The following is a 14,904-nucleotide window of genomic DNA, read 5'->3' as shown; positions in this document are numbered from 1 at the left end:
CTCAGGTGCGCTTGGCGCTCTCCCGGGCTTCGTCCAGGATTTTATTGAGGGTCTCGCTGGGCTGCATGATCTTGCAGACCTTGTCCGCGGGCGGGTGGTAGTAACCACCGATGTCCGCCGGATGGCCCTGGATCACGCTCATTTCCTCCAGGATCTGGTCCTTGTTCTCTTCCAACTGCTTGGACAGCCTGGTAAAGAACTCCTTCAGGTCCTTGTCGCCATCCTGGTTGGCCAGCTCCTCCGCCCAGTAGCGGGCCAGGTGGAAGTGGCTGCCGCGGTTATCCAGCTCGCCGGTTACCCGGGACGGTGACTGGTTGTTCTCCAGCAGGCGGCCGGTGGCCGTGTCCAGGGCCTCACCCATCAGACGGGCGCGCTGGTTGTCCTGCTTCTCGCCCAGCTCCTCCAGGGAGACCGCGATGGCCAGGAATTCACCCAGGGAGTCCCAACGCAGGTGGTTCTCCTCCAGCAGTTGCTGCACATGCTTGGGCGCGGAACCGCCGGCGCCGGTCTCGTACAGGCCACCGCCGTTGAGCAGCGGCACGATGGACAGCATCTTGGCGCTGGTGCCCAGTTCCAGGATCGGGAACAGATCGGTGAGGTAGTCACGCAGGACGTTGCCGGTCACGGAAATGGTGTCCAGGCCGCGGATCAGGCGCTCCATGGTCCAGCGGATGGCGCGAACCGGCGACATGATGCGGATGTCCAGGCCTTCGGTGTCGTGTTCCTTGAGATAGGTCTTCACCTTCTCGATCAGCTGGGCATCGTGGGGACGCTCGTCATCCAGCCAGAACACCGCCGGCATGCCGGTGGCTCGGGCCCGGTTGACCGCCAGCTTGACCCAGTCACGGATCGGCAGGTCCTTGGTCTGGCAGGCACGCCAGATGTCGCCTTCCTCGACCTTGTGCTCGGTCAGCACGGTGCCGTCCTCGGTGACAATGCGGACGGTGCCGGCTTCGGGAATCTCGAAGGTCTTGTCGTGGGAACCGTATTCCTCGGCCTTCTGGGCCATCAGGCCCACGTTGGGTACGGTGCCCATGGTGGTGGGATCGAAGGCGCCGTGGGTCTTACAGAAGTTGATCACTTCCTGGTAGATGGTGGCGTAGGTGGACTCCGGCATCACGGCCTTGGTGTCCTTCAGCTTGCCATCACGGGCCCACATCTTGCCAGAGTTGCGGATCATCGCCGGCATGGAGGCATCCACGATCACGTCGCTGGGCACGTGCAGGTTGGTGATGCCTTTGACCGAGTCCACCATGGCGATTTCCGGCCGGTGCTCGTAGGTCTTGTGCAGGTCTTCCTGGATCTGTTCCTGCTTGGACTCCGGCAGTTGCTTGATCTTCTCGATCACGGACGACAGGCCGTTGTTCGGGTTGACGCCGATTTCCTGGAACAGGTCGCCGTACTTCTCGAACAGCTCCTTGTAGAAGACCTTCACCGCGTGACCGAACACGATCGGGTGGGAGATCTTCATCATGGTGGCCTTCACGTGCAGGGAGAACATCACACCGCTGTTCTCACAGTCGGCAATGGCGTCCTCGAAGAACTTCACCAGGGCCTGCTTGCTCATGTACATGCCATCAAGCACTTCGCCTTCCTGCAACGGCAGGTCGGACTTCAGTACCGTCTGCTCACCCTTGCCATTCTCAAACACGATGTTGGCCTTGGTGGCCTTGTCGAGGGTGACGGACTGCTCGCTGGAGTAGAAATCGCCGCCACGCATGTGGGCAACGTGGGTGCGGGAAGCAGGGCTCCACTCACCCATGGAGTGCGGGTACTTGCGGGCGAAGGCCTTGACCGCGGCGGGGGCACGACGGTCGGAGTTGCCTTCACGCAGTACCGGGTTCACGGCGCTGCCGAGAACCTTGGAATAGCGTTTATGGGCTTCCTTTTCCTCATCGGTTTCCGGATGTTCCTTGTACTCGGGAACCTTGTAGCCCTGCTCGTTCAGCTCCTTGATGGCCGCCCGGAGCTGCGGGATGGACGCGCTGATGTTCGGCAGCTTGATGATGTTGGCGTCCGGGTCCTTGGTGTACTCGCCCAGTTCCGCCAGGGCATCGGGGACCCGCTGGTGTTCTTCAAGGTAATCGGGGAACGCCGCCAGGATACGGGCGGCGAGGGAAATATCACTGGTCTCGAAAGTGATGCCCGCCGGTGCGGTAAAGGTCTGCAGGATCGGTAGCAGGGAGCGGGTCGCCAGGGCCGGCGCTTCGTCGGTCAGTGTGTAGACAATCTTCGGATTTTCGGTTGTCATTTTCGTCCTCTGGATAATGGATGAATTCAGGACGGTCACCATCTGGTCAAGCGTCTTGTGAACCCCCGACCGCAACAATGACTGAATAGGGTCTTTTGATGAGTCACATAAGATAGCATTTTTTTTTAATATTGGGTTACGATCTTAGTCTTAAGGTCAGATTTCACCATTCCGTCATATGGCATTCCCACCCATTAAAACCGACGCTTACCGCCCGGGAACTGGCCTGGCATTCCCACCTGACCTGTGCTTTAGTATTGGACATAAACCTTCACCGCCTACCTTTCTGGAGTACCCGCATGATCCATGGACGGATTGGTCCATTCGTCGCCCTGATCGCCTTTGCAGCCCTACTGGGCGCCTGTGCACATCAAAGCTCTACCGTCGTTACCGATGTCCAGTCGACCGGCCAGCCCAGTCGTGGTTTTTCCAACATCCTGGTAGTGGCAGCCAACGGCAACCCGGAGGTACGCAGGGCGGTGGGCAAGGCATTGACCGACCAGATCGTCCGGAAAGGTGTCAGCGCCTTTTACCTTGCCGATGACAACGACGTCCTGTCCTGGGATAACCCGGCGGAACTGCGCAGCCAGTTACTCGATATCGCCACCAAGGGCCAGTACGACGGGGTACTGGTGATGTCACTGGTCGACAAGAAACACCACGAGAACTACCAGCCGGAAACCGTGAGCTACATCCCGGACAACCGGGACATTGGTCCAACGGCATCCATGACCTACATGGAACGTTCGGTCCAGCCGGCCTCTTTCAAACGCTCGGTGGAATACGTCATCCAGTCAACTCTCTATGATGGCACCAACGGCAATGCGGTCTGGCGGGCACTTTCCCGCACGGTCGACCCCGATTCCCTGGACAAGGCCGCCAGGGAGTTCGCCTCGGTCGTTGCCGAAGCATTGGACGCACCGCTCGGTCAGGGGGGCTCCCAATGACCCGATCAGGCCCAACCATTGTGCTGGTCTGCGCTATGACGGTGGTCACTGGCTGCGCAAACCGGGATGCCAGCCTCTCCCAGGGCGTCGATGATCCCTGCGCCACCGTCCAGGGGCTGATCGCCGAATACCCGGAGGGCTTCCCGTCCTACCGCGGAAAAGCCAACAACACCCGCAATATCACCACCTATCGGGCGAAGGAAGACCTGGTGGCCGGTCATTGCGAGATCTGGCAGTGGGGTAATGGCGACACCGCCTATAGCTGCTCGGCGGCGGCACCCTCCATCGATATTGCCAGGGATCGATACCTCAAGTCCGTTAACTACCTGATGCAATGCCTGGGGCCGGACTGGAGCACCGTTGAAATGACCCGTGACCGGGATGGCGAGACCGACGGCCAGCTCACCCGGTTCACCTCCGGCGAGCATCCGGACCTGTCCGTATCGGTCCATCTGATCGACGAGAAACGAGGCCCGAAACACAGCTACACCAACTACCTGTACCTGGGCACCGACGCCCAGGACCCGGGGGCGACCGACTGACCCCCCAACCATCGGGACTGGCATGGGTCGGCACAGCGTATGACAACCGGCAGCCAACGGAGCGGCATCAACCTGGTGGTCTGGCTGGCACTCAGCCTGCCGGCCGTCGCCGGGGCCAGTGATTTCACCCAGGCCGGGTTGCTATTCCTAGATCTTGCCCGTGTCATTGATGGTCACCAGATTGCCCAGTGCGTCGAGTACCATATAAAACCGGTCCGGCGCTTCCCGCCGGTCGTCGTATCGCACAATCCAGAACCGCCTGTCATTCACTTCCCGCACTTCCACCGCGTCGGCTTTCACGTCGGACCAGCTTTCCTCGAGCTTTCTGCTGGCCACCAACTGCATCTTCAGAAAGTCGGCCCGGTCTGTGACCTGCAGATCTGATAACGGCTCGGTCACGACATGGTTAGGGTGGGCAAGAATAGTATTGGCCCAAAGCAGGGTAACAACAAGCGAACAGATCAATACAAGCGTCTTCACTGCCTGGTTTCCTTAGAGTGTTGATATTGTAGGCGTTTATGTCAGGTCCGAGCGCACCGACCGGCAGCTGTTGGTCCAGAACAGGACCAGCTACGGCAACCCGGGCGGTCAGGAGAATCGTGCAGAATGAGTGGTGCAGAACAAACCCGACATCGTCATCGGGCAGAGAGCCTACCAGAGGGAAAACAGGGACTGGATTAACATTGAATCATGTCCCGAAGCATGAGGGGATGGTCTGAGGCCCAGGCCATTGATATCCCGGGCCCCTTTTTGTAATAACTTGTCCGCTTACTCCACCTTTACCAGATCGTCCGGCTTCCAGGTCTGGTCGTAGAAGGTCTTTTCAGCGGTGCCGCCCGCCCAGGCCGTTTTTTGCTGGCGGCCTTAGTGACAGCAGAGGTTGCGGTTGTCCCTGCTACCCAGTCCAGGATCATCTTGGGCGCCATTTCCACGGTTAACTGAATGTGGCAGGCCCACTACTAATTAAGAAACTGCAGATTCAGACCGAGGAAAACCTGCCACTCCGGCTGCCCGGGCCCCTTGTCGGCAATCGAAAACTGCGGCTCGACAAACATGTTGACCACAGTCTTGCCCCGCTTGATCACCTGCCCGATACCAACACCCACCGGCACGCTGTAACCGTCGTTCTCCAGGTTGTAGACCCAGATGGGTGCGGCCCGCAGATAGGTGCCGCCACCAAGCTGGTAGAAAGCGAATGGCTGGAAGGCGGCAAAGTTTGCATCCTCCCGGTCATCCTCGCCGGCAAAGCTGTCCTGCCAGGAGAGCAGGTAACCGTACTGGAACTGGGGGTCGGCCCCGTTGAACAGGACATTCACCAGCCCGCCGGACCATTTCTCGCTGCCCAGCTCATCCTTGCCGGCCGTCGGGGCGGTGATCTGGGGACCAACACCAAAGCTGACCGCCGGATTGCCGGTATCGAACAGATACGCGGAGAACAGGTTAAGGTCACCAAAACTGGTTTCCTTGTCGCCGTCCGGCGCGGTGGGGAAGGTGTTGATGGGCAGTGATGCCCGCAGAATCCAGTTGGTGTCGCCGGCGGAAAACGGCCTGGCATAACGGAACCAGAACTGGTTGGCGGATTCATCGGATTCGGTCAGGTCGCCGATGTAGTAATCCTGCATGTTGAAAGCGGTCATGTTGGCCAGCGGGTTGTTGGCCTGCGCCGCTGCGCCTGGCGCTTCCTGGGCAGTCACGTTAAACGAGACAAGCAGCGCAACAACGCCGGCGCCAGCCCGAGCCCATATTGATCGCATTGTCGTTGGAGTCATAAGACATGTCCTTACCAATAGGGTGGGCATGAGAACCAGCGAGGCCAGCCCCGCTGGTTCCCAGTCTTCCTACATGGAGGTTTCCTTCGGCGTCACGATGGGCCACCAGGGGTCGAACTTGACCAGCAGCGAGCGGAACTCATCGAAGGTGCCGGCATCGCCTTCCAGGGTGGCATCGCCAGAGTCGACCTTATCCTTTATCGATGCCTGACCGGCCAACACGTCATTCAGGTTGGCTCGCGTCATTGAGATGGACACATCCGCATCATCGAAAGGCTCCTCGTAATAGTTCAGGACCCCGTTCTCCAGCGCGACACCGTAGTCCTCTTCGGTATCGGTCAGCTCGAAGTTCATCATCATCTGCTTGCCAGCGGCCTTGTTGCCGTCAATCTGAATGGCCAGGTAGTCAAAGAACATTTCCAGGGGCATTGAGGCCACAATATCCGGGGAGGCCGTACTTGGCATGGGCATCACTTTGACACCGTCACGGAGTTCCTTGGCGCCAGACAGGTAGAAGTTACGCCAGGGGCCATTTTCGGCCTGATACCCCAGTTGCTCCAGGGCATCCGCCAGCAGGTCCTTCGCGCGCTGGTTGTCCGGCTCGGCCATCACCACTTTGTCCATGACCTGGGCCACCCAGCGGTAGTTGCCCTCGTCGTAGTCGCCCATGGCTTTCTCGATAACGGCTTCAGCGCCGCCCATGTACTCCACGAACTTTTCACCGGCTTCCACGGGCGGAAGGGGATGTAATCGGGAGGGGTTGCCATCAAACCAGCCCACGTAGAAGTTCCAGGTTGCCTTCACGTTGTGGTTCAGGCTCCCGTAATACCCACGGTTAGGCCAGAATGTCGCCAGCTCGTCGGGCAGTTCAATCGTTTCAGCAGCCTCCACCATGTTGTACCCCTGGTTGAGCATCCGGAGGGTCTGGTCATTGATGTACTTGTACAGGTCCCGTTGCTTCTTGAGGTGATTGACCACGTTCTCGTTGCCCCAGGTGGGCCAGTGGTGCGGTGCGTAGAGTACTTCCACATCGTCGCCCCATTCCTGGATGGTCTGGTGGAGATAGTTGGACCAGGCCCGGGCATTACGCACCTTGGCACCGCGCAGGGTATAGAGATTGTGCATGGTGTGGGTGGCGTTCTCGGCGGCGGTCAAAGCTTTCAGTTCGGGGATGTAGAAATGCATCTCCGCAGGGGCTTCGCTACCCGGGGCCATCAGGAATTCAAACTCAAGACCATCAATGGTCATGGTCTGGCCGGACTCGGTAATATCATCCGTGGGTTCAATCAGTGTGGCCGTACCCGTGGAGGTGGAGAGGCCAAGCCCCGTACCCAGGCTGCCCTGCGGCCCTTTCTCCAGCAGGTTGCCGTACATGTATCCAGCCCGGCGGCTCATGTGGTTGCCAGCGAAGACGTTCTCGCTAACGGCCTCCTCCACAAAGCCCTCTGGCGCCACAATCTTCACCTTGCCGGCTTTCACGTCCGCCTCATCCACCACACCACGGACACCACCAAAGTGGTCCACGTGGCTGTGGGTATAGATCACCGCGGTTACCGTCTTTTCGCCCTGGTGTTCCTGGTACAGGTCGAAGGCCGCCTTCGCCGTTTCCGCCGAAATACAGGGGTCGATAATGATCACGCCCGAGTCACCTTCAACAAAGGTGATCACCGACAGGTCGGCACCACGCACCTGGTGGATCTCCGGCGTCACTTCGTACAGGCCCGGCTGGCTAAGAAGCTGAAGCTGCCGCCAGAGGCTGGGGTTCACCGTATCCGGCGCCTCCTGGTCGTTGGCAAAACCGAACTGGCCAGCGTCCCAGATCACATCACCCTTGTCATTCTTGATCTGCCCATTATTGGGCAGGGGGGCGATGAAGCCCTTGGAAGAGGTCTCGAAATCGGTTCTGTCATCAAAGGGCAGTTGGTCGAGTACGGCCTGATTGTTCTGGGCTGTGGTCTCACTTGCCGGATTGCCCGCAGCCTGGGCGAGGCCGCCCGACGCCAGAACGGCGCTCAGACTGATGGCCAGGGAATTACGTCGAAAGTTCATGGTAATCATCGTCGATATCTCCATTACTATTTACGCACGTCCCGGGCAACTTCCGTACTGCCACGCCCAATGGACAGCCAGTTTACGTTTTGAGTGTTGCGAATAGTCTTACGTATAGGATTGCGGTGCGGTTTTCTTCCCTCCTTACGAACCACCTGGCCTTACGAACTACCTGGGCCCACGCAGACGATTTCATGAAGGTCAACAGCCGGGAAGTCATACATTCGCGAGTACCACGGTCACTCCCGAAGATGACGCGCTGGCGACGTTGGCCAAAGCGATTTAAACCATTCTCCCGATGATTCGTTGCAGGACTCTGGCAGGCAGGATCAGGAGCTGTGTTGGCGTTCAGAACCGCGCCTCCCTGCGTGAACCACTACACATTATTAATGTTCAGGTAAGTATAGTAACCATTCCTGTTTACGCCATAGGAAACGGTTTTTCTTCGCGAAAACAGGGGGTTCCGGACTATTGGTCCCGCAACTGTTGCTCGTAGGCTGCGGCCCGGTTGGCCTGCCCCTGCTTGCGAAGGAAACTGACCAGTGCAGAGAGGATTTCCCGGTTGCCCGGATAGCGGCCGGTGGCTGACTCCAGTTCGGCAATAGCGTCCTCGGTGCGCCCTTGCGAGTCCAGTGCAACCGCGTAGACGTACACGTAGCGTGCCGGCGCGGTATCGCTGCCCGCGGCACTGCCAAGGTGCTTGATGGCCGGATCAAGCTGCTGCTGGCGCACCAGCAACAGGCCAAGGGAGTGTTCGATTGAGGCCGGGTCATTCACTTTCCCGAGTGCCGATTCCAGCACCTGCCGGCCTTCAGCATCCCTGCCCCGGGCCCGCAGAAGATCGGCCAGGTTTACATAGGCCGCTGTGTAGTATGGCGCCCGTTTGATGGCGGTGCGATAAACACCTTCCGCCTTCGCGAACTGACCTTGCTGACCGTACAGCCCCGCCAGATTCACCAGCGATTCCGGTCGATCCGCATTGTTGCGCTGTGACTGGATGTACTCCTCCATGGCGTCGGCATGCCGGCGGCTCACCTCCGGCTGCTCCGACGGCAAGGTGTCGGCCGACAGGTTGCTGGCGGTGAGGCTGCGGGGTATGCGGTGCTCGTCGTAAAGTCCGGGAATGCCAAAGATGGCCCGGTACTGTTCGGGAATGCCAGTCAGCCCCTGGGCAACCCCCAGCGCCACCAGCGGCTCTCTGGTCTGGCTCGCCTGCTGGAGGACCGGTACGGTCCGCTGCGACAGGTAGCGGGGCAGCAGGCTGGCCGCTGTGGCACGGGCAATGGCTGGCTGTGACGTGTCCTGGATCAGCCGGGCCAGCTTCTGTTCCGCCTGTGGGCCGCCGTAGCGACCGGCGTGGAGGGCATCCGCAAAGTGATCGTTTGACGGTTCCCCGTGACGTTGTCGCAGCGAGTCCGCCGCCCATTGATCGTCCTTGTCCTGATGGCAGTCGATGCAGACGTTGGGTACCCCCAGGGAAACCGAGAGATCGGGCCTTGGAATGCGGAAACTGTGGGCCTGGCGTTCATCCACGCCCATGAAAGTGGCGTCCGGCATATGGCAGGCGACGCACTCGGCCCCGGCACTATCCTCCGGATGGCCATGGTGTTCCCCGGTGTCGAACCTTGAGGCCTGGTGACACTGGCCACAAAGCGCATTGCCTTCCGCCTTGCGCGCCAGGCTGTGGGGGTTGTGACAGTCGGAGCAGGTGACGCCGGCGTGGTACATGGCGCTCTGCAGGAAGGAGCCGTAGACATATACCTCGTTCGCCACCTGGCCGTCCACATGGTAGAGCCCTTCCTCAAGCAGCGAAGGCAGGAAATGGTTGAACAGACCGTCTTCCGGTCGGGCGCCATGGAACTGGGTGGCACGGCGGGAGTGGCACTGGGCGCAGACTTCCAGCTCCGGCTGCATTTCCGGTCCGGCACTCTCGGGGGGCGGACTACCGGTTTCCGGGTCAATGGCCCAAACCTTGGACTCTGCCCGGGACAGGGACAGTTCAAAGCCGTTGAACGGCTGGCCCCAGTCTTCCGCTTCCGTCGCGTCCACATGCTGCTGACCCGGACCGTGGCAGGCCTCGCAACCTACATCGATCGCGTTCCAGGTGGTGGCGTAGGTGTCCGTTTCCAGGTCGTAGTTCTTCTGCAGGTTGGTGGAGTGGCAATCCGCGCACATGAAGTTCCAGTTCTGGTTGAGCCCGGTCCAGTGCAGCTCGTCACCGGCGCGGACCGGTTCATCCGGATAGAGGTGGTACCAGCGTTGGCCGCCGGCCGCCTTCGGGCGTGTGTCCCAGACAACGCCCAGTGCCTGCAGTCGTCCGCCCGGCATTTCAATGAGGTATTGCTGTAGTGGCTCGACACCGAAGGTGTAGGCGATGGGGTAATCCGCCAGCTCGCCATCCGGGCCATCGGTGCGAACGTAGTAGGTATCGCCGTCGCGGTAGAAGGTGGAGGTGGTGCCAAAGTAGTCGAAGGTGGTGTCGCCGAAATCCCCCAGTACCGTGCCCGGGATGGCCGGCTGCATGGCCAGGTCGTGGTGGGAATTCCGCCAGAGGTCATGCTCATTCTCATGGCACCCGGCACAGGTTGATGAGCCCACATAGCCCCGGTCATCCGCTGCCATACCGGGTGAGGCCGCCTTCGGGCTCGCCGGAGCCCCGTGAGCCAGTCCCGTCAGTAGCAGGCAGGCCAGTATTATCAAGAGTCGGTACACATCACGCCCTGTTACGCCTGACACCCGGGCCGCTGCAATGGCGACCACCCCTGTGTCCCAAAGTTACCGCAGGCCAGACGGAAACCGGGAAAGACCCGCCATGGTCCATGGGCTGGCGTCTCCCGGTACGTCACCGTGCGAATGACTGTGTCCTTCCGTGCCGGAATCCAGGCCAGGCAGGCTACTGGTTGCCAGTCCAGACCGTCTCCCAGTCGTTAGCCATGTCCACCAGTACCCAGCCCCGGTCACCCGCCTGGTCCAGGCCATCCGCCAGCTTGCCGAAGTGTGAATCCCGGTCGTAGGCGAATTCCCGTTCACCGTCGGTATGGTGTAACAGCATGCCAAGCCTGGGACCCGCCCCGGCTGTGGTCCATTCCAGCATCTGGAAGTCGCCGTCGGAATTACCGACTGCCATGACCGGACGCTTACCGATACCTCGCATGATGCCAACCGGCTTGCCGGCCTTGTCATCGATAAAAAAGATACCACCGGTTTTCATGAGCATCGGCGTACCGCCTTCGCTGATCTGGTACTCCGTGTTCCCCAGAGTAGCCACCACCTGCTCGGGCGGTACGTTGTAGGCATCCTCAGCGAAAGCGCGAACGAAGTCCACGCCACCACCGGTGACAATGTACACCTTGAAGTTTTGATCCCTCAGGTAGGTGAGCAGCTCCACCATGGGCTGGAAGGTCATGTCACCATAAGTGAGCCCGGAAGTCGGGTGTTCGGTACTGGCCAGCCAGGCCCTGGCATCGGCCTGGAATTCTTCCACGGACATGCCGGCGTGGCTGACATTGATGATTTCGCTCAGGCCCTCCATGCCGCCGGCCATCATGCCCTTCATATCCCCTTCATTGGCGGCCTTGAGGACGTCCGATTCGAGGATGGACGGATCCTCGGCGGCCTTTTCCCTCAGGCGGTCCAGGGCGTAGGCGGCCTGGAAATACATCGGTTGTTCACTGATCAGCGTGCCGTCGTTGTCGAACACGGCGATGCGGTCTTCTGCTGGCACGAAGGTGTCAGCGTCCTTGTCCGTAACCGATTCCACGAAGTCAATGATGGCTGCCTTGCTGCCGGTATTGTTCCAGGAGGGCAACGGGTCGGCCAGGCACGGTCCCAACGCCAGTGCACCGATCAGTGCGGCGATTGCTCGTTTCATGGTTCTGCTCCCATGCGTGTCCCTTGAAGTCCCACTCAGAACAGGCCGGGCCACTATCGCGGCCCGGCCCGGTCATCACTGCTGGACGTCGTTCAGCTCGATTCCCTTTTCCTTGAGCACACCCTGAACCTGTTGCAGGGCACGGAAGCGCTTGATGGTCATGGGACCACCATAGGCATCCGACTGCAGCGGACGCGGCGGGTGCTCCATATAACTCTGGGCAACCTGTTCCAGCTCCTGGCTGAAGAACGGCAACGCCCAGGTGTTCTCGCGACCCGAGGTCATGAAGATGTCGTAGCGTTCCTGCGGGTCTTCCCAGAGGTTGTAGAGCTGCGGTACCACATCGGCATACTGGGAAGGACCACGCCAGCCCAGCTCGGCTGCCGGCGCTTCAGACCCGGCAAGCGCACCGTTGTCGCCCTTCTGGTTGAATACCGCCTTCCACTGGTCAATCCGGATGGCACCCGGCATCAGTTCCGTCTCGGTGAAGTAGAGCCAGGTGTTACGGCCCCAGTCTTCGTCGTCCACATCCGCGAACAGGATCGGCGCCATGTCATGACTGTCGAAGATCATGGGCTCGCCGGCCCGGTCTTCAGAGGGCAGTTCGACACCACCGAGGTGCGCGAACGTGGCCATCAGGTCAAGGCCACCAACAATCTCGCTGGACTTGCTGTTGGGCTCGATCTTTCCGGTCCACTTGAAGAAGGCCGGTACCCGCCAGCCACCTTCACGGTCGGTACCCTTGGAACCACGGAATGGGGTCATGCCACTATCCGGGTGCACATCCTGCCATGCACCATTGTCGACGGTATAAACCACCAGGGTGTTCTCCTCGATACCCAGTTCCTTGATCTTGTTCAGGATCTTGCCGGTCTGGGCGTCCATCTCGACCACCTTGTCGCCATACTTGGACTTCACGTCCGAAGCACCCACATATTCATCGGCTGGTATGTTCGGCTGGTGATTGGCGGACCAGTTGATGGACATGAAGAAGGGCTGATCCAGCTTGGCCAGGCGCTCCATTTCCACCACGGCCATTTCCGCGGTATTGGTGTCGAGATTGGCCAGGTCCTCCTCGGTCATGTCGGCCATGGACAGGACTTCCGTGGCCTCACCACCGGCCTCGCCTTCAAGAATGCCAATGGTGTTGTCCTGGAAGAACTTGCGCTGATCATCCGTGATCTGGGGGTTCCAGCCATCAAGGGCGTAGGTCATGGCATTGAGGTGATAGAGCAGCACGTTCTCCATCTTGTCGTAACCATGGGCAATGGGCATGGCGTAGTCATCCTCGCCCAGGTGCCACTTGCCGGCGAAGTAGGTGTTGTAATCCGCCTGCTTGAGTACCGAGGCCAGAGTCCACTCCGCCTCCGGTAACCCGCCGCCCTGGCCCTGGAAGGCCACGGTGGTCATACCGGAGCGGTTCGGGTTGCGGCCGGTCTGCATGGCGGCACGACCCGGGGTACAGGAGGCCTGGGCATAGAAATCGGTGAACATCATGCCTTCGTTGGCCAACTGATCCAGGTTGGGAGTATCCATACCCCGGGCCTTGCCGCCGAGATAGGCGCCTAGATCCCAGTAGCCGGTGTCATCGGAGATGATCATGACAATATTGGGTTTGGAGCCGTAGGTGGGGTAGTCCTGGTGGTCCGTCGAATCCTGGGCGTTACCAATCGTTGGCAACACGGAAGCAAAGGCCAGCATGGCCATCATACGTAATGACATTGCCAAATCCCTCTAAGCTATTAATGATACGTCTGCCCCATGAGTCGCAACAGCATCACAAACAGCAGTCTGTTCAAAGCGATCAGACAATTGCGTACGATTTAGCCAATGGTAGACAAACTTAGTCTAGCAACGATCCCGGATAACACTTGTGAATTTTGAGTGTCGCCCAAAGGCCTGAAGTTAAAGCAGTCCCTCGATAGGCATCAGCGAGAACAACCACAGCATGCCTCGATCGAAAGCATTGGTACCCGGTTCATTGGTCAGCACATCACCCGCGCCATCCCGCCAGATCAGGTCACCATCGTCGTCCAGTTCCACCCGGTAGGCGTGAAGCGTGAGATCCGGCCCGAATACGCTGGCCAGTTGCCGTGCCAGTTCCGGGCTCTGCAGGATCAGGCCCATTTCCGTGTTGAGCTTCGCCGACCGGGGGTCGAAGTTGAAGGAGCCAACGAACACCCGGTCGCCGTCCATGGCAAAGGTCTTGGCGTGGAGGCTGGAGGAACTGTTCAGGCTGAAACCGGAACTGCCCCTGCCGCCGTTACCGGCCCCCACGGCCCTCATCTCGTAGAGTTCCACCCCCGCGTTCAACAGTTCCTTGCGATGGCGGGCGTAGCCGCTGTGGACTACCAGCACATCGGTGGCCTCGGCGGAGTTGGTGAGGATGCGTACCTCGACGCCCTTTTCCTCCAGCCGCTCGAACACCGCCACGCCTTCGTCGGTGGGCACGAAATAGGGGGAGACCAGTTCCAGGGATTGGCCGGGCGGGCCCATATCCCGGGCCAGGTCGCTCATCATCAGACGACTGTCATCCACCTGGTCCAGCACCTTCGCGGGATCATCGCTCACCAGACGGGCCGTTGCCCAATCCAGTTCCAGCTCGCCATCCAGCAACAGCCCTACAAAGGGACGGTCGGTGACCGCCTGAAAGTAGCGTTGCGCTTTCGGCGATCGGGCGGTCTCCTGAATCTGCCCCCGCAAAGCGCGGCGCTGGGATGCCCCCACGGGCTCCACCAGTGCTTCCAGGGGATAGGCGGACTCGCTGGCCCAATAGCGATCGAACTGCTGCGTCACCTCTGGCACGGTGGTGCCTATGGCCAGTACGTCCAGATCCACGAACAGTGCACCTGGCGTGGCCCCGAAATACTCATCACCAATATTACGCCCTCCCAGCACCGTCAGGGCGTTATCAGCGGTCATGGACTTGTTGTGCATGCGCCGGTTGACCCGGCTGAAGTCGGTGAGGAAATTGAGCCATTTGGCGCTTCGCACCGTGAAGGGATTGAACAAGCGGACATGGATATCCGGGTGGCTGTCCATGGCCGCCAGCAGGGGGTCAAGGCCACCGATGCCGTTATCGTCCAGCAGCAGGCGCACGCGGACGCCCCGGTCTGCGGCTTCCAGCAGTTCTCCCAGCAACAGCAGGCCGGTAGTGTCTTCCTGCCAGATGTAGTACTGCACATCCAGCGTGCGCTCGGCGGCGCGGATCAGCAGCACCCGGCTGGCGAAGGCATCAAGCGGTTCGTAGAGGGGATAGACGCCGGTGTCGCAAGGGTTCCGGGACGCCAGCGTCGCCACGGACCGGCCGATCAGGGTCTCCCGGACCTCGCTTTCCGGTAACCCCGTCAGGTCGCTGCCATGGTCCACCACCGGCAGGCTGCAACCAGCCAGCAGCAGGATCAGGAGCAGCGCCAGGGGTACGCCTTGGTACCGGTTACCTGTCACGGGTTCACCTCCCTGTTCCCGGATTGTC

The 14,904-nt window shown here is 60.2% G+C and carries 10 protein-coding genes; 2 read left to right on the top strand and 8 right to left on the bottom strand.

Annotated features, from left to right (window positions below):
- Position 1: 1 nt before the first annotated feature.
- Positions 2 to 2,251: an NADP-dependent isocitrate dehydrogenase gene (locus ACJO2E_RS05785; protein WP_406962710.1), complete on the bottom strand. Its 2,250-nt coding sequence runs from the start codon at positions 2,249 to 2,251 to the stop codon at positions 2 to 4.
- Positions 2,252 to 2,550: 299 nt separating this feature from the next.
- On the opposite strand from ACJO2E_RS05785, the gene ACJO2E_RS05780 reads away from it, so the two are divergent.
- Positions 2,551 to 3,198 (top strand): hypothetical protein, encoded by a 648-nt coding sequence (locus tag ACJO2E_RS05780; RefSeq protein WP_406962708.1) that lies wholly within the window; start codon positions 2,551 to 2,553, stop codon positions 3,196 to 3,198.
- Positions 3,195 to 3,740: a hypothetical protein gene (locus tag ACJO2E_RS05775; protein WP_406962706.1), complete on the top strand. Its 546-nt coding sequence runs from the start codon at positions 3,195 to 3,197 to the stop codon at positions 3,738 to 3,740. Before ACJO2E_RS05780 ends, ACJO2E_RS05775 begins: the two co-directional genes overlap by 4 nt.
- Positions 3,741 to 3,887: 147 nt before the next feature.
- Here the strand turns inward: ACJO2E_RS05775 and ACJO2E_RS05770 are convergent, their stop codons facing one another.
- From ACJO2E_RS05770 to ACJO2E_RS05740, 7 genes are all read right to left on the bottom strand, one after another.
- Positions 3,888 to 4,220: a DUF6488 family protein gene (locus ACJO2E_RS05770; protein WP_406962704.1), complete on the bottom strand. Its 333-nt coding sequence runs from the start codon at positions 4,218 to 4,220 to the stop codon at positions 3,888 to 3,890.
- A 479-nt stretch (positions 4,221 to 4,699) separates the two neighbouring features.
- Complete coding sequence (locus tag ACJO2E_RS05765) at positions 4,700 to 5,509, bottom strand: hypothetical protein (protein ID WP_406962702.1); 810 nt, start codon at positions 5,507 to 5,509, stop codon at positions 4,700 to 4,702.
- 69 nt (positions 5,510 to 5,578) lie between these two features.
- On the bottom strand, positions 5,579 to 7,558 hold the full coding sequence (locus ACJO2E_RS05760; RefSeq protein ID WP_406962700.1) for an alkyl/aryl-sulfatase: 1,980 nt from the start codon (positions 7,556 to 7,558) through the stop codon (positions 5,579 to 5,581).
- 468 nt (positions 7,559 to 8,026) lie between these two features.
- Positions 8,027 to 10,180 (bottom strand): tetratricopeptide repeat protein, encoded by a 2,154-nt coding sequence (locus tag ACJO2E_RS05755; RefSeq protein WP_406962698.1) that lies wholly within the window; start codon positions 10,178 to 10,180, stop codon positions 8,027 to 8,029.
- Positions 10,181 to 10,451: 271 nt separating this feature from the next.
- Entirely contained in the window at positions 10,452 to 11,429 is a 978-nt protein-coding gene (locus tag ACJO2E_RS05750) for an HAD family hydrolase (protein WP_406962696.1), read from the bottom strand.
- A gap of 75 nt (positions 11,430 to 11,504) precedes the next feature.
- The gene (locus ACJO2E_RS05745) at positions 11,505 to 13,151 is read right to left on the bottom strand and encodes an arylsulfatase (RefSeq protein ID WP_406962694.1); all 1,647 of its coding nucleotides are present in this window, start codon (positions 13,149 to 13,151) and stop codon (positions 11,505 to 11,507) included.
- Positions 13,152 to 13,334: 183 nt separating this feature from the next.
- On the bottom strand, positions 13,335 to 14,876 hold the full coding sequence (locus ACJO2E_RS05740) for a phospholipase D family protein (protein WP_406962692.1): 1,542 nt from the start codon (positions 14,874 to 14,876) through the stop codon (positions 13,335 to 13,337).
- Positions 14,877 to 14,904 lie beyond the last annotated feature (28 nt).

Source organism: Marinobacter shunpengi, assembly GCF_045449695.1.
In the GTDB taxonomy this organism is placed as follows: Bacteria; Pseudomonadota; Gammaproteobacteria; order Pseudomonadales; family Oleiphilaceae; genus Marinobacter.
This window is presented reverse-complemented; position numbering and strand designations above follow the sequence as displayed.

Bases quoted from the DNA above. Each gene is read 5' to 3' on its own strand.
- ACJO2E_RS05760 (WP_406962700.1), bottom strand. From the start codon at position 7,558: ATGAACTTTCGACGTAATTCCCTGGCCATCAGTCTGAGCGCCGTTCTG.
- ACJO2E_RS05775 (WP_406962706.1), top strand. From the start codon at position 3,195: ATGACCCGATCAGGCCCAACCATTGTGCTGGTCTGCGCTATGACGGTG.
- ACJO2E_RS05750 (WP_406962696.1), bottom strand. From the start codon at position 11,429: ATGAAACGAGCAATCGCCGCACTGATCGGTGCACTGGCGTTGGGACCG.
- ACJO2E_RS05785 (WP_406962710.1), bottom strand. From the start codon at position 2,251: ATGACAACCGAAAATCCGAAGATTGTCTACACACTGACCGACGAAGCG.
- ACJO2E_RS05755 (WP_406962698.1), bottom strand. From the start codon at position 10,180: ATGGCAGCGGATGACCGGGGCTATGTGGGCTCATCAACCTGTGCCGGG.
- ACJO2E_RS05780 (WP_406962708.1), top strand. From the start codon at position 2,551: ATGATCCATGGACGGATTGGTCCATTCGTCGCCCTGATCGCCTTTGCA.
- ACJO2E_RS05745 (WP_406962694.1), bottom strand. From the start codon at position 13,151: ATGTCATTACGTATGATGGCCATGCTGGCCTTTGCTTCCGTGTTGCCA.
- ACJO2E_RS05765 (WP_406962702.1), bottom strand. From the start codon at position 5,509: ATGACTCCAACGACAATGCGATCAATATGGGCTCGGGCTGGCGCCGGC.